This window comes from Amycolatopsis stemonae (genome assembly GCF_054781455.1).
On the sequence record NZ_BAAGUJ010000005.1, the window covers coordinates 352,378 to 370,018 of the forward strand.

The 17,641-nt window shown below is 72.6% G+C and carries 20 protein-coding genes and 1 pseudogene; 12 read left to right on the forward strand and 9 right to left on the reverse strand.

The window, feature by feature from the left end; translation table 11 throughout:
• Positions 1-20 precede the first annotated feature (20 nt).
• A complete protein-coding gene (locus ACYVLJ_RS21005; protein ID WP_451980809.1) occupies positions 21-1,445 on the forward strand; it encodes a hypothetical protein in 1,425 nt (474 codons plus the stop codon).
• Positions 1,446-1,561: 116 nt separating this feature from the next.
• Here the strand turns inward: ACYVLJ_RS21005 and ACYVLJ_RS21010 are convergent, their stop codons facing one another.
• Both ACYVLJ_RS21010 and ACYVLJ_RS21015 read right to left on the reverse strand, forming a co-directional pair.
• Complete coding sequence (locus ACYVLJ_RS21010; protein WP_460439941.1) at positions 1,562-2,224, reverse strand: signal peptidase II; 663 nt, start codon at positions 2,222-2,224, stop codon at positions 1,562-1,564.
• 307 nt (positions 2,225-2,531) lie between these two features.
• On the reverse strand, positions 2,532-2,999 hold the full coding sequence (locus ACYVLJ_RS21015) for a glycogen operon protein GlgX (RefSeq protein ID WP_460439942.1): 468 nt from the start codon (positions 2,997-2,999) through the stop codon (positions 2,532-2,534).
• Between the two features lie 87 nt (positions 3,000-3,086).
• Between ACYVLJ_RS21015 and ACYVLJ_RS21020 the strand changes: the two genes are divergently transcribed.
• Complete coding sequence (locus ACYVLJ_RS21020; RefSeq protein ID WP_460439943.1) at positions 3,087-3,824, forward strand: TetR/AcrR family transcriptional regulator; 738 nt, start codon at positions 3,087-3,089, stop codon at positions 3,822-3,824.
• Between the two features lie 91 nt (positions 3,825-3,915).
• Here the strand turns inward: ACYVLJ_RS21020 and ACYVLJ_RS21025 are convergent, their stop codons facing one another.
• From ACYVLJ_RS21025 to ACYVLJ_RS21035, 3 genes are all read right to left on the reverse strand, one after another.
• Positions 3,916-4,380, reverse strand: coding sequence for a mycothiol transferase (locus tag ACYVLJ_RS21025; RefSeq protein ID WP_460439944.1), 465 nt, complete (start codon positions 4,378-4,380; stop codon positions 3,916-3,918).
• A 159-nt stretch (positions 4,381-4,539) separates the two neighbouring features.
• Positions 4,540-5,733 (reverse strand): GNAT family N-acetyltransferase, encoded by a 1,194-nt coding sequence (locus tag ACYVLJ_RS21030; protein WP_460439945.1) that lies wholly within the window; start codon positions 5,731-5,733, stop codon positions 4,540-4,542.
• A 40-nt stretch (positions 5,734-5,773) separates the two neighbouring features.
• On the reverse strand, positions 5,774-6,442 hold the full coding sequence (locus ACYVLJ_RS21035; RefSeq protein WP_460439946.1) for a TetR/AcrR family transcriptional regulator: 669 nt from the start codon (positions 6,440-6,442) through the stop codon (positions 5,774-5,776).
• Positions 6,443-6,516: 74 nt separating this feature from the next.
• On the opposite strand from ACYVLJ_RS21035, the gene ACYVLJ_RS21040 reads away from it, so the two are divergent.
• Complete coding sequence (locus tag ACYVLJ_RS21040) at positions 6,517-7,641, forward strand: FAD-dependent oxidoreductase (protein ID WP_460439947.1); 1,125 nt, start codon at positions 6,517-6,519, stop codon at positions 7,639-7,641.
• Here ACYVLJ_RS21040 and ACYVLJ_RS21045 read toward each other — a convergent pair.
• Positions 7,625-7,999 (reverse strand): DUF6069 family protein, encoded by a 375-nt coding sequence (locus ACYVLJ_RS21045; RefSeq protein ID WP_451980832.1) that lies wholly within the window; start codon positions 7,997-7,999, stop codon positions 7,625-7,627. The genes ACYVLJ_RS21040 and ACYVLJ_RS21045 overlap by 17 nt on opposite strands.
• Before the next feature lie 65 nt (positions 8,000-8,064).
• On the opposite strand from ACYVLJ_RS21045, the gene ACYVLJ_RS21050 reads away from it, so the two are divergent.
• Entirely contained in the window at positions 8,065-8,562 is a 498-nt protein-coding gene (locus ACYVLJ_RS21050) for a MarR family winged helix-turn-helix transcriptional regulator (RefSeq protein ID WP_451980835.1), read from the forward strand.
• A gap of 64 nt (positions 8,563-8,626) precedes the next feature.
• Complete coding sequence (locus ACYVLJ_RS21055) at positions 8,627-8,926, forward strand: EthD family reductase (protein WP_451980837.1); 300 nt, start codon at positions 8,627-8,629, stop codon at positions 8,924-8,926.
• Between the two features lie 14 nt (positions 8,927-8,940).
• Here the strand turns inward: ACYVLJ_RS21055 and ACYVLJ_RS21060 are convergent.
• Positions 8,941-10,851, reverse strand: a pseudogene (locus ACYVLJ_RS21060) (primary-amine oxidase); the annotation flags it as partial.
• Positions 10,852-10,963: 112 nt separating this feature from the next.
• Between ACYVLJ_RS21060 and ACYVLJ_RS21065 the strand changes: the two are divergent.
• The gene (locus ACYVLJ_RS21065; protein ID WP_460439948.1) at positions 10,964-11,554 is read left to right on the forward strand and encodes a TetR/AcrR family transcriptional regulator; all 591 of its coding nucleotides are present in this window, start codon (positions 10,964-10,966) and stop codon (positions 11,552-11,554) included.
• Between the two features lie 26 nt (positions 11,555-11,580).
• Here the strand turns inward: ACYVLJ_RS21065 and ACYVLJ_RS21070 are convergent, their stop codons facing one another.
• Entirely contained in the window at positions 11,581-12,855 is a 1,275-nt protein-coding gene (locus ACYVLJ_RS21070) for a vanadium-dependent haloperoxidase (protein ID WP_460439949.1), read from the reverse strand.
• Positions 12,856-12,969: 114 nt separating this feature from the next.
• On the opposite strand from ACYVLJ_RS21070, the gene ACYVLJ_RS21075 reads away from it, so the two are divergent.
• The 6 genes from ACYVLJ_RS21075 (at position 12,970) to ACYVLJ_RS21100 (ending at position 16,396) form a co-directional block, all read left to right on the forward strand.
• Positions 12,970-13,551 (forward strand): RNA polymerase sigma factor, encoded by a 582-nt coding sequence (locus ACYVLJ_RS21075; RefSeq protein WP_451980846.1) that lies wholly within the window; start codon positions 12,970-12,972, stop codon positions 13,549-13,551.
• The gene (locus ACYVLJ_RS21080) at positions 13,548-14,228 is read left to right on the forward strand and encodes a QcrA and Rieske domain-containing protein (protein WP_460439950.1); all 681 of its coding nucleotides are present in this window, start codon (positions 13,548-13,550) and stop codon (positions 14,226-14,228) included. The genes ACYVLJ_RS21075 and ACYVLJ_RS21080 overlap by 4 nt, the downstream gene beginning before the upstream one ends.
• Before the next feature lie 38 nt (positions 14,229-14,266).
• Entirely contained in the window at positions 14,267-14,656 is a 390-nt protein-coding gene (locus ACYVLJ_RS21085; RefSeq protein WP_460439951.1) for a cupredoxin domain-containing protein, read from the forward strand.
• On the forward strand, positions 14,653-15,591 hold the full coding sequence (locus ACYVLJ_RS21090; protein WP_460439952.1) for a metallophosphoesterase family protein: 939 nt from the start codon (positions 14,653-14,655) through the stop codon (positions 15,589-15,591). The genes ACYVLJ_RS21085 and ACYVLJ_RS21090 overlap by 4 nt, the downstream gene beginning before the upstream one ends.
• Complete coding sequence (locus ACYVLJ_RS21095; protein ID WP_451980858.1) at positions 15,588-15,962, forward strand: hypothetical protein; 375 nt, start codon at positions 15,588-15,590, stop codon at positions 15,960-15,962. Before ACYVLJ_RS21090 ends, ACYVLJ_RS21095 begins: the two co-directional genes overlap by 4 nt.
• 116 nt (positions 15,963-16,078) lie before the next feature.
• Positions 16,079-16,396, forward strand: a complete 318-nt coding sequence (locus ACYVLJ_RS21100; RefSeq protein WP_451980861.1) for a hypothetical protein — start codon at positions 16,079-16,081, stop codon at positions 16,394-16,396.
• Positions 16,397-16,442: 46 nt separating this feature from the next.
• Here the strand turns inward: ACYVLJ_RS21100 and ACYVLJ_RS21105 are convergent, their stop codons facing one another.
• Positions 16,443-17,426 carry an ArsR/SmtB family transcription factor gene (locus ACYVLJ_RS21105; RefSeq protein ID WP_460439953.1) on the reverse strand — a complete coding sequence of 328 codons (984 nt, stop codon included), beginning with the start codon at positions 17,424-17,426 and terminating at the stop codon, positions 16,443-16,445.
• Positions 17,427-17,641 lie beyond the last annotated feature (215 nt).

Here is a 17,641-nt window from a genome sequence, read left to right on the forward strand (position 1 = left end):
GTTTCATGCGAGGAGCGATCATGAGGAGCAAGCGCAAGGCCGCGACCGCGGTGGTCGCGGCACTGACGCTGGGGGCGACCGCCACGTTCGCGAGTGGGGCCGGAGCCGTTACGCAGCAAGGGGGAGGGGGATTCACCGATCGCGGGGACATCCGGCAGCTGCCGCAGCCGCTGAAGGACCGGCTGGCGGTGCTGGCCGGCCGGCCGAGCACGTTCCCGCCGATGACCGCGTTTTCCGAAGCGCCGTCGCCGAGTCAGTTATTCCAGTACTACTTGATGGACACGAAGAATTTCCAACCGAATGTGTTCACGACGACCATTCCGGGAATCAACGACGGTGTCGCGCCGACCGCCACCGGGCCGAACCACGACCTGCCCACACTGGGCGCGACGCGGGTGGTCGTCGAACCGAAACCGGGGCTGCCGACCGATCCGAACGACCCCGGCTCGTTCGTCGACATGTTCACCGACATCTCGGGGCTGTTCGTCATCAACAACGAGTCCGGCTGGTACGAGGGCTGGATGATCCACGACGTGACGGTGCCGGCCGTCGCGGCGCCGCGGCCGGACGGGCACGCCACGTTCGGGACGGTCACCGCCGCCGACGCCGCCGCGCTGGCGAAGGCCGGTGACCACCACAACCGGCCCGGCGCGGTGTTCACCACCGACGGCAAGGCACCGCGCGAACCGTCCGCGACCGACCACTGGCCGGACCGGGTGTCCAACCTCGTGCCGATCCAGCTGTCGCTGGGTGCCTACAACGCGACGCAGCAGAGCGACCTCCACTCCTACTGGGAGCTGAACCAGTACACGAACTGGGTGCCGCCCGCCTACGAGCTGCCGTTCACCGGCGGTGCCCCCGGGACGTTCGAGAAGGGCAAGATCGGTGCGCTGTCCTCGATCGTGCCGGGCTCGGGGCCCGCGGGCGTGCAGAACAGGCCCCAGGTCGACGGCGACAACCCGAACATCCCGCGCGACCCGGACCGGCTGCTCAACACCAGCCCGGACGACCCGGACCGCCCGATGCCGAACAACGACGACCACAAGGAGAAGCGGCTCCGCTTCATCCCGAGCGGGCTGGGCAACGAAGTGATGCTGGACGTCTACCTGCGGACGGCGTCGTTCGAACCGTACGAGCACAACCTGAGCCAGCGGATCTTCGACGCCTACGCGGCCGAAGTCGCCCGGGTCGACGGCAACCACGACGGCATCGTCGACGCGGTCGAGGCGGACCTGGAGGGCACGTCCGACGGTGGCCAGTCCAACGACCGGCTGTTCCTGCCCGCGACGGCCTACAACCGCATCGCGGTCACCCGGGAGATCAACGACGGGCTGCTTTCGCCGCGGTTCGCGCCGAGCCAGCGCGCGTGGGTGCTCAGCGGTGACATCGCTCGCGTGAGCCCGTCCGTCCCGGCGTCGATCCCCCAGGACGGCGACAACCGGTAGGGCGGCCCAGATCGAGAGGAGCGCTTGGTGCGGCGGTGTCCGACCGCCGCACCAAGCGGCTGTCGAGGGGGTGAACATGCGCGTCTGGGAAACCAGTGCCAAGACACCGCGATGAGTCAGGGGGTCGCCGAGATCCGGTGGCCGCGCGGGGGATGCGTCGCTCCGCCGTAGTGGGTCGCGCCCAGCGTCACCGCGGCCACGAGCGCCACCACGCCGGTCGCCGTCGCGATCCGGGCCGGGGTGCGCAGCCGGAGCGGGATGCGCGGGACCTCGGTCGTGGCGCGGGAAAGCCACCGGTAGCCCTGGGCGAGCGCGAACGCCAGGGTGGCGCCGACGATGAAGAAGTCCGCGACGTTGAAGGAATACCGCCCGACGGGCACGAAGTCGATCGCGCCGCGGACGCTGCCCGGCGCGGTGAGGTGGTGCAGGCCGAGGCGGTCGAGCAGGTTGCTCGTCCAGCCGCCGATCGCCAGCGCGGCCGGCGCCCGCAGGAACACCGGGTGCCCGCGGCGCAGGAGGAGCAGCACGGCCGCGGTCAGGGTCGCGCTGCCGGCGAGGTCGAGCACCGCGCCGGTGACCGGATCGGCGTACCAGGCGCCGACAACCGGTCCGACCAGCGGGTTCCCGCCGAAGTTGATGTGCGTGCGGGGTACTTCGCGCCAGGCCCACCACTTGGTCACCTGATCCGCCACGACGACCAGCAGCAGAGCGAACGCCGTCCAGGGCAGGCGGAAGACCGGCTCCTCGAGCCGGACCGTCGCGGCTTCGTCACGGGTCATGGTGTCCTCACAGCGCGGCCGGAGCGACCACGGCCGTGACCCGGGCAACGGGGGCTGCGTGGGATCGCCGGGTGGTGAATACCCCACCGGCGGTGCCGTCAAACAATTGTCCTTTGTGGACTGAGGTCGGGGATGCCCGGCCGAGCCGCGATTCCCGCCCGTCGAGCTTCGTCGGCAGCCGGGGGAGCGGGTCCGGGCGGGGCAGGCGCGACCCGGACCCGCTCGCGTGCCCGTCCGGCCGGTCAGCGCAGGGCGGGCACGGCCGGTCAGGATGGGGCCGGCCGGACGGAACCCAGCGGCCTGCCGGTCAGAACCGGGCGGGGACGGCGGCGAGGACCGCGCCGAGGCTGGGCAGCCACCGCTGGTGCGGGTCCGGCGCGGTGAGCCACTCCGTCGCGACCTCCACGCGGCGGGCGCCCACCGGCAGCGGCAGCAACGTTCCCCAGGCCAGCACCTCGACGTCCTTGGGCAGGGCGTCGCGCGCGGGGAAGAGGCCGTCGGTTTCCGCGAGCAGGGCCACCCGCGGGCCGTGCGGGGTCGGGAGGTGCATGGCCGGGCCCTGGCAGCCGGTCGTGGCGAGCCGGGAGAGGACCGGGCCGGCGCTGAGCTTGGGCAGCGTCACCGCGCAGATCCCGTTCTCCAGCGCGAGGAACGGATGCGTCCCGCGCCACTTCACCGGCCAGCCGAAGAGCCGGCCGTAGTAGGCGTCGACCCGGTCGCCGGCCGGGTCCCGGGGGGCCGAGGAGCTCGTCGGCACCTTCTGGTCGAGCGACATCGTCGACGCCTTTCCGCTCGGTGGGAGGTTCGTCTCACTGTAACGGCACTCAGTGCCGTTAGCAAGCCCGGCTGCTACCGTCCGGCTATGATGGATTCGCCGCGCCGCGCGCCGGCCACCCGGGTCGGGGCGACCCCCGCGGGCCGGCGAAGGCTGCGCCGCGCGCTCGCCTCCGCGGCCGTGGACCTCTTCGCGGCCAACGGCTACGAGGCGACCACGGTGGACGACATCGCGGCCGCCGCGGGGGTCGGGCGCCGCACGTTCTTCCGGTACTTCGACGCGAAGGACGACGTGCTGTTCGCCAACCACGACGAGATCGTGGCGGAGATGGAGGAGGCCTTCGCGAACGCGGACCCGTCGCGCGACCCGGTGGAGGTGGCGTGTTCGGCGGTCGGCCTGGTCCTCGACTCCTACGCCGCCGACTTGGACGTGTCACTCAAGCGCTTCGCCCTCACGCGCGCGGTCCCGTCGCTGCGCGACAAGGAGGTCGCGACGGTCGACCGCTACCAGCGCGTGCTGACGCGCTACCTGCAGGCCCGGTTCGAGCAGCAGGGCGACGACACGGCCAGCCTGCGCGCGGCGGTGGCGGCGGCAGCCATCGCCGCGGCCAACAACCACGTGCTCCGGCGCTGGCTGCGCACGGGCGGCCAGGACGACATCAAGACCAGTGCGGCGGAGGCATTCGCCCTGGTCGCGGACGCATTCCGCCCCACCGGCCGCGACGATTCGACGGTGGTCGCGGTGATGAGCACGGCGACGCCCCTGCACGAGGTCGTCGCCCAGGTGAGCGCCGCTCTGCGCGCCGGCGGCCAGCCGGCGCGCTGAGCGCGGAATGTGACGGGTGAGGCTGCCTTCCAGGCGAGTGCCTTGCGTGACGGTGGCCGGTCGGCTCACCGAGCGGATCTGGCACTGAGTGTCATACGCGGCTCGCAAAAACGTCCCTGGTCAGCTCGAGCTGGCCGTGGTGCTGCGCCAGCTCCTCGTACACGTGCTGCAACGCCCCACCCTGGGTTCGCCCCGCCGGGGTGTCCCGGTACTTGGGTGGCGCCTCGGCCCGCAGCGGCGCCGTCGAGTCGGCCGCCGCAAGATCGGCGCGCAGCTGCTCCCTGGCCTGCTCGACACGTTCGAGCAGGCCGGCCACCGGACCCGCGGCAGTGAACTCGGCAGCGCGGTCCCGGTGCACCGAACGCCCGGCGACCAGCGACCCCACCCAGAACTCGAGCACGCCCAAGCAGTGCGTGACGATCGCGTAGGGCGTGTTGGCTCCGGGCAGCGCCGGCCGCCGGTTGGCGTCCTCGTCGCCCAGGGAGGCGAGGATCGCCGACATCCCGTCGAGGGCTCGTCCGGTGAACCAGAGAAAGTCCTCGTCGCTGATCCGCACCACCGGCACCTCCGCATCGACCGTCGTCCGGCGACAACTTAGCGCGCCGGACGACGTAGCCCGGAGAGGTCGTCGATCGGCGGGCCGCCATGAAGAACGTCAAACCGACGCCGTTTCCGGAGGCGGTGAGCACCCGTTCTTCGTGCGTGTATCACGCGCTCAGAACCAGTGCAGGCAGTGCGGCGCCCGCTCCCCGCGGAACAGGGCGTCCGCACGGGCCGCGGCCTCCGGGTGGTGGGCGCGGATGTGGCCGGCGCGCACCAGGGTGCTCGGCGCCGTACCGCCCAGGTACACCGAACCCAGGTCCCGGACGTCCAGGGACAGGTCCGGGTCCCGGTCGGTCGGGACGCACGCGGGCTTGCCCTCCCGGACGCTCAGCAGGTAGCGGCCGCCCTCGACGAGGAACGGGTCGGTGACGTCGAGGACCAGCTCGCCGTCGGTGAACCAGCCACGGGCCGTCAAGGCGCGCGGGACGTCCAGCAGCCGCACCCAGAGCCAGTCGGTGTCGTCGGTCAGCCGGGCCGCGCGGGAGTCCGCCAGCTGCCAGCGCAGCGGGTGGTCGGCCGGGAGCTGCTTGAACACGATCTCGGTGACCAGGTCGTGCCCGAGCACGAACCGGGTCAGCGCCGTGGAGACGTCGTCGGCGGCCGCGATCGTCTCGTCGACCGTCAAGGTGCCGGAGTCGCCCAGCGAATAGCTCGCGTACCCGTCCGCGACGCCGTCGGCGTCCCGGTGGACGGCGACGTAGCGCGGTGCCCGGGCCACCGGCGGCCGCCCCGCACCCGCGGCCCACCAGCGGTGCGGCCGGGACAGCGCGCCGGGCTGAGCGCGGCGGTACCGGTCGTAGACCTCTTCCATGAGCTCCGTGCAGGCGTCGCGGCGCAGCAGCTCGACCGAGCCGGTCCCCTCGGACGCGCCCCGCGGCGGGGCGAACTCCGCCTGGCGGCGCGGCACCGTCACGCGCTGCGTGGTGGTCGCCGGGCCGTAGCCGAACCGGCCGTAGATCGGGGCTTCGGAGGCCAGCAGCACCGCGAGGAGCTCCCCGCGCGCCCGCACGTCGGCGAGCTGGCGGCGCATCATCGCGCTGAGCACGCCCCGGCGCCGGTGCGTCGGCAGGACGCCGACCGCGCTCACCCCGGCGGCCGGGACGACGACCTCCCCGGGCAGCGTCAGCTCGAACGAGTACGCCGCGGTGGTGCCGACCGGGCGTCCGTCCGCCACCGCGAGCAGGGCGCGGTCCGGTTCGAACGCCGAGAAGAGCGTGCCGCCGGGCTCCGGGAAGCGGCCGAACGCGGCGTGGACCGTGTCGACGAAGACGGCGAAGTCCTCGTCGGTCGCAGAGCGGATCTCCATGGCGGCAGTCCAGCGCCGTCTTCGGCCCGGGGCAAGCGATTTACGCCGGGTGGAGGGCGGTGATGCCGGCGAGCACGAGGTCGATCCCGGCGAGGAACTGCTCGCGGTCGTCGTGCTCGCGCAGCTCCGCCGCGATGGACCGGGCGACCGGGTACTCGTCCGGGTCCAGGTCTTCCCAGGCCTTCGCCACGGAGTCGAGGAACTCGGCGCGGCCGGCGGCGGTCACCGGGCTGTGGGCGTTCGCGGCGTTCTGCCCGGCGGCGCCGAGGACGTAGTGCACCAGCGCCGACGTCGCCGTGAACAGGCTTCCCGCGGGCACGCCGAGCGCGCGCACCGGCCGTCCGAAGCGTTCGAAGATCCGCGGGGTCAACGATCCCCAGGAGCTGCGCGAGAGGTTCAGGGCGAGCTGCGTGGCGAGCCAGGAGTGCGCCTCGATCGCGTCGAACAGGCTCAGCGCGACGACACGGATCTCCTCTTTCGGCGAGGACGCGGCGGGCTCGACGGCCAGCGCGGCGGTCACGACGCCTTCGGTCGCGGCGTCGAGCAGCTCGCCTTTGTTCGCCACGTGCCAGTAGATCGCGCCGGCGCCGGTGGCGAGGCGCTCGGTCAGCGCCCGGAACGTCAGGCCGCTCTCGCCGTCGTTGTCGAGCAGCTCGACGGCGGTCTCCACGATCCGCTCGCGGGAGAGCGCTTCGGTGCGTCGTGACATACCGCCATCTTGACATATCTGGAACGGTGTTCCAAGATTGGAACATCATTCCAGAACGACCCGGAGGAGTCCTCATGACCACCCACGTCACGATCATCGGTGCCGGTCTCGGCGGCCTCGTGCTCGCCCGCGTCCTGCACGTCCACGACATCCCGGTCACGGTCTACGAGGCGGAGGCCTCACCGACCGCGCGAGCGCAGGGCGGGATGCTCGACATCCACGAAGACAACGGCCGGCCCGCCCTCGAAGCGGCCGGCCTGACGGCCGGGTTCCGCGAGCTCGTCCTGGAGGGCCGGCAGGCCGTCCGGATCCTGGGCAGCGACGGTGCCGTCCTCTACGAAGAAGCCGACGACGGCACCGGCGGACGTCCCGAAGTGCAACGCGGCGAGCTGCGGCAGCTGCTGCTCGACTCGCTGCCCGAAGACACGGTCCGGTGGGGGCACAAGGTCGGCGGCGTCCGCGCGCTGGGCGAGGGGCGCCACGAAGTGACCTTCGCCGACGGCGCCACCATCGTCACGAGCCTGCTGGTCGGCGCGGACGGCGCCTGGTCCAAGGTCCGGCCGCTGCTCTCGGCGGCCAAGCCGGAGTACACCGGCCGGTCGTACGTCGAGACGTTCCTCCACGACGGCGATACCCGGCACCCGGCCGCGGCCGAGGCGGTCGGCGGCGGGTCGCTGCTCGCGGTCGTGCCGGGCAAGGGCATCCAGGCCCACCGCGAAAAGGGGGACACCCTGCACACGTACGTGGCCCTGACGGAGTCACCGGAGTGGTTCGCCGCCATCGACTTCACCGACCCCGAAGGCGCCGCGGCGCGCGTCGCGGCGGAGTTCGACGGCTGGGCGCCGGAGCTCACCGAGCTGATCACCGGCGGCGACACGGCGCCGGTGCTGCGCCCGCTCTACGAGCTGCCGGCCGGGCACCGGTGGGAGCGGGTCCCCGGGGTGACGCTGGTCGGCGACGCCGCGCACCTCGCCGCCCCGAACGGCGAGGGCGCCAACCTGGCGATGCTCGACGGCGCCGAACTGGGCAAGGCCCTCGCGGCGCACCCCGAAGACGTCGAGACGGCCCTGGCCGAGTACGAGGCGGCCATGTTCGTCCGCAGCGCCGAGGCGGCCGCGGACGGCGACGAACTGCACGAGTTCCTCTTCGGCGACGACGCGCCGCACCGCCTGATCGCCATGTTCAGCGGCGCATCGTGACGACGATCGCCGTCGTGACGGCCAGGTGCATCAGCATCAGCCCGACGACGTTGGCGGCCGTGGCCCCCGCGGTCAGGAGCAGCAGGTCCGGGACCCAGGTCAGGACCAGGACCGCGGGGACGAGCACGCGCAGCAGCTTCGGGGCCCGGCGGGCGACCAGCGTCCAGCCGGCCGCGCCCACGAGGAGGCCGGCGACGGTCGCGGGCAGGTAGGCGACGGGGGCGAGGCCCATGCCGATCCCGCCGTCGTCGAGGGCCGACGCCGCGAGCGCGATGACGGTGTTGACGGCGGCGGCCGCCAGGACGGCGAGGCCCAGCCGGAGGGCCGTGACCGGGGTACGGGTGGCGGTGGTGGTCATCGCTCCTCCTTGGGTTGCGTGTTCAACCCAAACGGTAAGTTGGGTTGCGTGTTAAAGTCAAGAGGATGAGCGATCAGGAGGAGCCGGTCCGCTGGCTCGACGACGACGAGCAGCGGACCTGGATCAACCTGGCCAAGGTCCTGCTGACGCTGCCGGGTGCGCTGGAGAGCCAGCTGCTGCGCGACGCCGACCTGACGCTGCTCGGCTACATGATCCTGGCCCGGCTTTCGGTGGTGCCGCGGGAAACCCTGCGGATGAGCGTGATCGCGGAGATGGCCAACGGCTCGCTCCCGCGGATCTCGCACGCGGTGGCCCGCCTGGAGGACCGCGGCTGGGTGACGCGCAAGGTCTGCACGGGCCAGGGCCGCCGGTTCACGACGGCGACCCTCACCGACGCCGGTCGCGCGCACCTGGCGGCCGCGGCACCGGCCCACGTGGAGACGGTGCGGCGCTTGGTCCTCGACCCCCTCGGCGACGACTTCGCGCGGCTCGGGGCGGCGGTCGAGCGGATCGTGGAGAACCTGGGCCTGCCGACCGAAGTCCTCAAGGCTCCGGAGTCCTGATCCGGCGCCGGGCCGCCGTCCGGGACTAAGGTCGGCAGCGCGTACCCGCAGCGAGAGGAACCCGATGCACCGGCTCACCGTGCTCTACCCGCCGCCCGCCGACGAAGCCCACTTCCGCGAGTACTACGTCAGCACCCACCTGCCGCTGGCCGCGAAGCTCCCCGGCCTCGTGAAGTCGCAGTACTCGTTCGACGTCGCCTCGCTCGCCGGCGACAGCAAGTACTTCGCCGTCTTCAACGCCGACTTCGAGTCCGCCGAAGCCATGGCCGCCGCGCTCGGCTCCGAAGCGGGCAAAGCCGTCGCCGCGGACGTGCCGAACTACGCCACCGGCGGCGTGGAGATGATCCACTACCCGCTCGGCTGAGGCGCGGGGCATGGTCAGCGGTGGCAGTGCGCGCCCGCGGACGGCGGGACGTCCAGCGTCGGGTTGCGGTCGAAGAACCCCACCGGCTTCAAGGTGAATCCCGTGCAGTCGACCGGCATGATCGGCCAGTCCTCGGGCCGGGGCACGTGCGTGAGGCCGAAGGTGTGCCAGACGACGATGTCCTCGCCGTCCAGCGGCCGGTCCTGGGCCGCGTAGGCGGGGAGACCGGCGCCGCCCGCGTGCTGGTTGACGAAGTCGCCCGCCGAATACCGCTCGGCCGGGTCGTAACGCGTCACCCACAGGTGTTTCGTGGCGAACCCGGCCCGGTGCGCGATCGACGAGCCCGGGTCGGCCAGCAGGGTCGGGAGGCCTTCGGGGATCAGCGCGTAGGCCACCGGCCGCCCGAGCCGGTTCTCGCGGCCGGGGTTGACGATGTGCCACACGCGGTTGCGGGCGGGATCGGCGTCGCGCCGGGCTTCGGACTCCTTTGCCAGAACCGTGGTGCGGGTGGTGAACGCGTTGCCGCGCGGGTTGTCCGGCCCGATCGGCACCCGGGCGACGTCGACCTCCTCGACGCGGTTGCGCACGCCGTCGACGGTCATGTCGAGCCGGGCGCTGAACAGGTGCTGGTGCAGCGGCGCGCCGAGCCCGGGGGCGATCTGCGACGCGTACGGGTAGTCGCCGCCGTCGTGGGCCGACGTGAAGACGACGCCCGTCGCCTTGGCCTCGAACGCGATCGTGCCGTCGAGGGAGAAGTACCAGTAGAAGCCGTAGTCGTAGTTGCCGACCGTCGTGAAGAACGACACGACCAGCCGGCGCTGGCGGCGGGTCTGGGCCGAGCCGGACCACAGGTCCGTGTGCTTCCACAGGATCCCGAAGTCCTCTTCGTGGATGCAGATGGCGTTCGGGAGCGTCTTGGGTTCGCCGCGTTCGTCGGCGATCACCGCGTCCAGGTAGGTGATCTCGCCGAGGCAGTCGCAGCCGAGCTCCAGCGCGTTCGCGTACCGGCCGACCAGGTATTCGCCGGTGTCGAAGTAGTTCTGCCACGACCGCACCGGCGCCGGGTCCGCGTACGGCACCACCATTTCGGCGATCGACGCGCGGTGGACCACCGGGCGGACGCCGTCGCCCTCGTCGAAGCCGATCTGGTGCAGCACCAGGCCTTCTCGCGCGTCGAAGCCGACGCGCAGCGACCACTTCTCCCAGGTGAGGAGGTTGCCGTCGAGGTGCAGGCTCGACCCCTCGGGCTGGGTGATCTCGATCGGCTTCTGTGTCGTGCGCGGCGGCCCGGTGACGGCCGGATCGTCGAAGTTGCCGGATTCCCGCGGCACGGGCACGGGCCCGCTGTCGATGACCTGGTCGACCACCCGGTTCAGCGTGTCGACGTAGGCGACGAGACCGTCGATCGGGTGCGCCCACGCGGAGTCGGTTTCCTTCTCCTGCAGGAAGGCCAGGCCGCGCAGGATCCGCCGGCCGGACTCCTCCGGGTACTCGCCGGCGTAGACGCCGGCCGAAAGCGGTGCCACGCGGACGTTCTCGACCGCCAGCCCGCGCGCCTCGAGCGCGGCGAGCCAGCGCTCGTCGGTGGCCAGCACCTGCTCGACGAGCTCGAACTCCTCGTCCAGCACGGGCAGCTGGCCGCTGGTCGCGGTGTCGAGCTCGGTGGCGGAGACGACTTCCCCGGCGACCACGTCGACGACGACGTCGCGGGAGACCTGCGTCGCCAGGTCGAGCAAAAGGGCGCGGAACCGGCGGTCCGCGGTGCCGGCGAGCACGTCCGCCTTCGGGGGTTCTTCGAGTCCGATGTAGACGAACCGGGTGCTGTCGGCGGCCAGCCCGGCCTGCTCGGCCGTCCGGCGGACGGTGCGGATCTCTTCGGCTGTCACCGGGGCGAGCGGATGCTGCGGCATCGGCGTCCTCCTTGAGCGCGTGGCGCAACTATACTGAACACCTGTACAAAATAAAGCGCCTCGCCAGTAACGGCTGGGTCACGGCCTAGGCTGGGGGAGTCGAGCCGCCGGCGGAAAGAGAGCACGCGTGCCCAAGGTTGTCGATCACGACGCGCGCCGTCGGGAGATCATCGGCGTGGTGTGGAAGCTGGTCGCCGAAGAAGGCATCCAGTCGGTGACCACCCGGCGCATCGCCGAGGCGGCCGGCTTCGCGAACGGCGCCCTGCTCTACTACTTCCCGAACAAGGACGCCGTCCTCACCGCCGCCTTCCGGCACATCTTCGAAGCGACGAACACCCGCGCCGACAAGGTGGAGGGCAACCGCCGCGGGCTGGCCGGGCTCCGCACGCTGTGCCTGGAGATCATGCCGCTGGACGAAGAACGCCTCACGGAAGCGCGGCTGGCCATCACCTTCTGGCAGCAGGCCCTGAACTCCCCGGAGAAGGCCGAGCTGCACGCGGGCTTCGTGAACCACTGGCGCGTCGAGATGAGCGCCCGCCTCGCGGAGGCCGCGGCGGGCGGTGAGATCGCCGAGCCGCCGAGCGTCGACGCCGTCGTGGACGAGCTGCTCGCGATGCTCATGGGGCTGCAGATCCTCGGCGTGCTTTCGCCCCGGGAAGCGACGCCGGAACGGCAGCTGGCGCAGCTGGACGAGTTCTTCGCCCGGCTGCGCGGCTGAGGACGGGCGTCCTCAGCCGCGAAGGCTCAGGAGTGCAGGACGAACGCCGCGACGTCGAGGCCCAACTGGCGGCCGGCCGCGTGGTCGAGCCGCGTGTGGACGCCCGCGGCGATCCGGCTCAACCCGGCTTCGTCGGCCGCGTCCTGGAACGTGCCGAACCGCCGGACCACGCCCGGCAGCGCCTCGGACGTGACGTCCAGTGCCCACCGCGGCCCGTACTCCTGCCGCAGGACCAGCGCGCCCGCCTGCGAGACGACGCTGTGCGCGCCGGGGTACGCCGGATCCGCCGGGGTGGTGGCGAGGCTCGACCAGTCCGGGACCGCGTCCGTCGCCGGGTTCCCGTCGTCGGCGGCGAGCCGGACCGCGGTGATCGGCCGCCAGATCCGGTAGTGGTACTTCGCTTCGTAGAACGCGATCACGGCATCGGCGAAGGTGAGGTTCAGCCGCGCGAACACCCGGGCCGCGACGAGCAGGCTGCTGCGCGAACCGGCGACGACCGACTGCGCGATCTCGTTCCAGTAGTTCCAGATCGGCGCCGCCCAGAACCTCGCCTGCACGGTCTGGTCCGCGGTGCGCGTGGTGCTCGCGTCCCGGCCCGTCGCGGCGACCTCGTTCAGCGCTCTCGCGTACCGAGGGCCGTCCAGGGCGGGGTACGGACCAGGCCGGAACTGCCCGGCCCGGTTGAGCACGAACGGCGTCACGGCGGGCCAGTGGGTGAACACCGCGGGCGCGAACGCGGGTGGCGTCGGCCGGTACTGGCCGGGTGCCGTGCCCGGCGTCAGCACCGGCGGGGTCGCCGCGGAGCCGTCGTCCGCGCGCAGGCCCAGCAGGAGCCGGGCCACCAGCCGCCCGGCCCGCACGCCGCCGTCCCGGGCCGCCGGTGGCACGGCGGTCAGCTGCCCGGCCAGCAGGGCCGCCAGCTCCGCCGACCGGGTCGGGTAGAGCGCGGCCAGGACGTCGTGCGCGGCCTGCGCCGCCGCCGCTTCCGGAGCCGCCGGGCCCCGGACGTCGAGGGTGAACAGGTAGGGGTGCCCGGTGCCGGTCGTCGCGACGACGGCGTCGTGGATCGCGGCGTGCAGCAGCGCGAAGCCGCGCGTCGGGTGCACGGTCGCGGGCTGGAGGCCGGGCGTGCGCACGATGGCCAGCAGCTCGCGGTTCCAGGCGAGCACGACGTCCGCACCGCCCGGCCGGATCGGCGTCACCGCGGCGGCCGCGGGCCCCGGCAGGCCGGTGGTGGCGAGCACGGCGGCGGCCGCCCCGCCGGTGACGAGCAGCTGCCGGCGTGACATCGATGTGGTCATTTCGCTCCCCGGGTCGTCGGAAACTCCGCTCATCGATACGGTCTCCGGTTACGGCGTAACCCCGGCCCTTATCCCCTTGGTGGCGGGAAGAGACCGGTGGGGAGAAGGCGGGCGGTGCCGGTGGCACAGCGGTTCCGGCGCAGACGCGCCGAACAGGACGAAGCGGGCGACGCGCCGCGCGCGCGGCTGCACGCGGTCGGCGCGGATGTCTACCCGGACTGGGAGGCGGTCTACCGCGACAACGTCGACCGCGTGTTCCGGCTGATGTTCTCGAAGGTCGGCAACCGACCCGACGCGGAGGACCTCACCACGGAGGTCTTCCTGACGGCGTTGCGGCCGCTTCGGGTCTCGGCGAGCGTGGGCGAGGTGCGGGCCTACCTGCTGGCCACCGCGCGGACCGTGCTGGCCGGGCACTGGCGGCGCACGCTCGGCCGGGAGATCACCACCCTGGACGAGGAGCGCGACGTCGCCGCGTTCGAGGCGGACACCGTGGACCCGGGCGTGCTCGCCCGCGCCGAGGCGATCCTCGCGCAGCTGCCCGAGCGCTACGGCCGGATCCTGCGCCTGCGGTTCCTGCAGGCCTGCTCGTTGAAGGAGGCGGCGGCCGAGCTGGGCACCACCGTCGGCAACGCGAAGGTGCTGCAGCACCGCGCATTGCGCCAGGCGGCCCAGCTGGCGGAAGGGATGGAGACGTGAGCACTCGAGGCGTCCGCCGGTTCGTCAAGGACCTCCTGCGCCGGCGCCGGCCGCGCCCGTTCGAAGCCGGTCCCGGCGACGAGGCCGAGCTGCGGACCGCGGTGCTGCTGCGCGCCGCCCGGCCCGGGGGCGCGGCCGCGGGCGAGGAGTTCGTCGCCGCGCTGCACCGCAGGCTCGCCCAGGAGCTCGGGGACCCGGCTCCCGCGCGGGGCGGCACCCGCCGCCGGTTCATCCAGGTGTCCTCGGCCGCCGCGGTGGCGGCCGCGGCCGGCGCGGGCGTCGAATACCTGGTGACGTCCGGGGCCGAACCGGCCGCCGCGCCTCCGGAAGAGGAGACCCTGCGGCCGGAGAACGGCCAGTGGCGCGCCGTCGTGGCGGCGCACGACCTGCCCGAGGGCGGGGTGCTGCCGTTCGACTTCGGGGCCGTCGCCGGGTTCGTGCAGCGCTCCGGCGGGCAGGTGCGCGCGGTTTCGGCGACGTGCACGCACCTCGGCTGCCGGCTGAACCTGGACGCGCCGGCGCGGCGGCTGGACTGCCCGTGCCACCGGACGTCGTTCGCCGTCGACGGCGCGGTCCTCATGCACCAGCTGCCGGTGACCCCGCCGCCGCTGCCGCACCTGGTGGTGCGCGAGGCGGGCGGGGTCGTCGAGGTCCTGGTGCCGCCGGAGGGAGCGTAACCCCCGAGCGTATTCCTGGCATGAGGAAATCCGTTGGGGTGAAACACTTCCTGCTCGTCACCGCGGCCGCGCTGGCGTTGACGGCCTGTGCCGCGTCGCCGCCCGCCGCGCCCATGACGTCGATGCCCGGGATGACGCCGCCGCCGTCGCCGACCTCCGCCGCGAACTCGACGGCGAACGCCGTGGCCATCAAGGACTTCGCCTTCGCACCCGCCGCGACGACGGTGAAGAAGGGCACCACCGTCACCTGGACCAACCAGGACCAGGACGCGCACACGGTCACCAGCACGGGATCCGGCGGCCCGCTGCGGTCGCCGACCCTCCAAACCGGACAGTCCTACCAGTACACCTTCGGCACGCCCGGCACGTTCGAGTACCTGTGCACCATCCACCCGTTCATGACCGCGACCGTGACGGTGACCCCGTGACCGAAGACGACCACGGCCCGGAAGGCATGACCCGGCGCCAGCTCCTGCGCCACACGGCGTGGTTCGGTGCCGCGGTGGTGCTGACCGTCGCCGGCGGCGAGGTCATCAGCCGGATCGCCACGCCGGGCGGCGCGGCCGCCGACGACGACCCGAACGCGCTGCGGTTCGTCCAGGTCAGCGACAGCCACCTCGGCTTCACCGGGCCCGCGAACACCGCCGTCGAGTCGTCGTTTTCCGAGGCCATCACGCAGATCAACGCGCTCGGCCGCCGCCCGGACTTCGTCATGCACACCGGCGACCTGACGCACCTTTCGACGGCCGCCCAGTTCGACCAGGTCAAGCAGATGATGGGCACCCTCGACACCGGGCACGTGTCCACGGTGCCCGGCGAGCACGACTCGATCGACGACTCCGGCCAGAAGTACCGCAAGGCGTTCGGCGCGGGCACCGCGGGCGACGGCTGGTACAGCTTCGACGTCAAGGGCGTCCACTTCATCGCGCTGGTGAACACGCTGAGCCTGGAGAAGCTCGGCCACCTCGGGCCGGACCAGCTGGAGTTCGTGCGCAAGGACGTCGCGAAGCTCGGCTCGGACACGCCGATCGTGGTGTTCAGCCACATCCCGTTGTTCGCGATGTACCCGGCGTGGGGCTGGGGCACCGACGACGCGACCCAGGCGCTTTCGTACCTGCGGCGGTTCTCGTCGGTGACCTGCCTCAACGGGCACGTGCACCAGCTGTTCACGAAGACCGAAGGGAACATCACCTTCCACAGCGCGACGACGACCGCGTACCCGTTGCCCCAGCCGGGATCGCGGCCGGCGCCGACGCCGGTGACCCTGCCCGCGGGCAAGCTCAAGGACGCGCTCGGCATCCGCGAGGTGTCCTACCGCCCGGGCGGGCCGGGCCTGGCGGTGAAGGACGTGAAGCTGGCATGAACACCGTCCTCCGCCTCGCGACGGCGGTGTGCCTCGCGGTGAGCGGCTATCTCCACGCGCAGCTGTACGTCGGTGGCTACCGCGTGATCCCGGTGATCGGGCCGTCGTTCCTGCTTCAGGCGTCCGCGGCGTTCGCGGTGGCCGTGCTGGTGGCGTTGGGTGGTCCGGTCCTGCTGCGGCTGGCGGCGGCCGCGCTGGCGGCGGGGGCGCTGGCGGGCTTCGTGCTTTCGCGGACGACGGGGTTGTTCGGCTTTTCCGAACGTGGTTTCCAGCCCGCGCCGGAGGCATTGCTGAGCGTCTTGGCCGAAGCCGCGGTACTCGTTCTCGTCGCGATCACGCTTTACCGGCTGCGGCGGTCCCGGGCCCGCTGAGCGGTACCTTTCGACGAGCTTCGAAAGGCCTTGCCCCGCCCCCTTCCCGCACCCCACTCTCGATCATGGAACCCGGTTCGGAGGGAACCGGGTTCCGGACCGAAAAGGGGAGCAGAATGCGTTTCACATTCGCGAAAACCGCGGGGGCGGGCCTGGCGGCGATGGCGCTGCTGGGCACGGTGACGGCGGGGACGGCGTCGGCCGCGGAAATCGCGCCCGTCGCGAAACCGGCGTCGGTGCTGACCACGCCGAACGAATGCGAACAGTCGGGCCAGCAGCACAACTGCTGGGACTACGTCGACTGGTTCTGGACCTATTCGAACTGCCGCGCCGACCCGAGGAACCGGAACTTCGACCACAGCAAGTACGACACGGCCGACTGCTTCCAGTTCAGCGGCGGCTTGAACGTCGGGCTCTACTGGCACCGGCCGTAACCCGCGATGCCTCCGGCACACCCCCCGTGCCGGAGGCACCGCTCGTTCAGGAGCGGGCCTCGCGGCGGCCCAGCAGATCCGCGCCCAGCACCGTCAGCCGGTGCAGGACCGCGCCGCCGCGGCGCTCGCTCGACACCAGGCCGGAGGAGCGCAGGATCGACGCGTGGTAGCTCGCGGCCGACGTCGTGATCCCGGTCCGCCGGCCCAGCTCGGTCGTCGTGCAGCCCTCGGCGAGCACGCGCAGCACCGTCGCCCGCGTCGCGCCCAGGAGGTCGGCCAGCGCCGCCGGATCGGGCAGCGCGGCCGGGGACGCGGGCGCCGGCGCCGCGCGGACCTCGGCGGGGTAGACCAGAACCGGTGGGAGGCCGGGGTCGGCCAGCACCGTCGGGGCGTGCCGGCAGAAGTAGGCCGGGATCAGCCGGAGCCCGCGGCCGGCGAGGTCGAGCTCGCCCTGGACGTGGTCGCCGGCCAGCTCGAGGACCTGATCGCGCCAGGTGATCGCCGGGTGCAGGGACGCCAGCAGCCCGTCGGTGCCGCGGGTCGCCAGCACCCGGGTGCGCGCGGCGACCTCGTCGTCGACGACCTTCTCGACCCGCGTCCAGTACGGCCGCAGCGTCCGCCGGTGGTACTCGGCCAGGCCGCGGCCCAGTTCGCCGAGTTCGTGCCGGTCCCCGCAAGCGAGGCGGGTGGCCCAGGACGGCGGCGCCGGGCGGCCGGTCAGCTGGGCCAGCTCACCCGAGAGCCGGGTCGCCGGGGTCCGCAGCACCGCGTCGAGACCCGCTTCGAACCCCGTCGCCGTTTCGGCCGGCGTCAAGAAGTCGGGGGAGTAGCCGCGCGGGGGCGCGAGCCGGAACAGCGCCCGGGTCTTCGCGTCGATCGTGACGCCGGCGCGCCAGCGGTCCAGCCGCGGGTCGGCGGCCCGGCTCTGCAGGGCGTGCAGGCTGAGCAGCAGCTCCCACAGCGGGTCGGGGCGCGGGGCGAGGGTGAGCCGGGTCAGGTCCGCGGTGGCGAAGCGGATGCGCAGCGGCATGGTCGGTGGGCACCTTTCGGGAACGCCGCGAGACGGCTCGGGCATCGGCGGCGGCTGTCCGATCATGGAGGCGGCGCCGACGGCGGAGAAGATCCCCGGGGTTGCCTCTTGGCCGGCGACGTCGGGAAACCCGGTCCGACCAGCGCAAAGGAGCCGTTGAGAGCTGAGTGACACTCGCCGCCGCGGATGTCCTGATCGCGGGCTCCGCTAGCCTT

Coding starts and splice junctions, on each gene's coding strand:
- ACYVLJ_RS21005 (WP_451980809.1), top strand. CDS start 21: ATGAGGAGCAAGCGCAAGGCCGCGACCGCGGTGGTCGCGGCACTGACG.
- ACYVLJ_RS21010 (WP_460439941.1), bottom strand. CDS start 2,224: ATGACCCGTGACGAAGCCGCGACGGTCCGGCTCGAGGAGCCGGTCTTC.
- ACYVLJ_RS21015 (WP_460439942.1), bottom strand. CDS start 2,999: ATGTCGCTCGACCAGAAGGTGCCGACGAGCTCCTCGGCCCCCCGGGAC.
- ACYVLJ_RS21020 (WP_460439943.1), top strand. CDS start 3,087: ATGATGGATTCGCCGCGCCGCGCGCCGGCCACCCGGGTCGGGGCGACC.
- ACYVLJ_RS21030 (WP_460439945.1), bottom strand. CDS start 5,733: ATGGAGATCCGCTCTGCGACCGACGAGGACTTCGCCGTCTTCGTCGAC.
- ACYVLJ_RS21035 (WP_460439946.1), bottom strand. CDS start 6,442: ATGTCACGACGCACCGAAGCGCTCTCCCGCGAGCGGATCGTGGAGACC.
- ACYVLJ_RS21040 (WP_460439947.1), top strand. CDS start 6,517: ATGACCACCCACGTCACGATCATCGGTGCCGGTCTCGGCGGCCTCGTG.
- ACYVLJ_RS21045 (WP_451980832.1), bottom strand. CDS start 7,999: ATGACCACCACCGCCACCCGTACCCCGGTCACGGCCCTCCGGCTGGGC.
- ACYVLJ_RS21050 (WP_451980835.1), top strand. CDS start 8,065: ATGAGCGATCAGGAGGAGCCGGTCCGCTGGCTCGACGACGACGAGCAG.
- ACYVLJ_RS21055 (WP_451980837.1), top strand. CDS start 8,627: ATGCACCGGCTCACCGTGCTCTACCCGCCGCCCGCCGACGAAGCCCAC.
- ACYVLJ_RS21070 (WP_460439949.1), bottom strand. CDS start 12,855: ATGACCACATCGATGTCACGCCGGCAGCTGCTCGTCACCGGCGGGGCG.
- ACYVLJ_RS21095 (WP_451980858.1), top strand. CDS start 15,588: ATGAACACCGTCCTCCGCCTCGCGACGGCGGTGTGCCTCGCGGTGAGC.
- ACYVLJ_RS21100 (WP_451980861.1), top strand. CDS start 16,079: ATGCGTTTCACATTCGCGAAAACCGCGGGGGCGGGCCTGGCGGCGATG.
- ACYVLJ_RS21105 (WP_460439953.1), bottom strand. CDS start 17,426: ATGCCGCTGCGCATCCGCTTCGCCACCGCGGACCTGACCCGGCTCACC.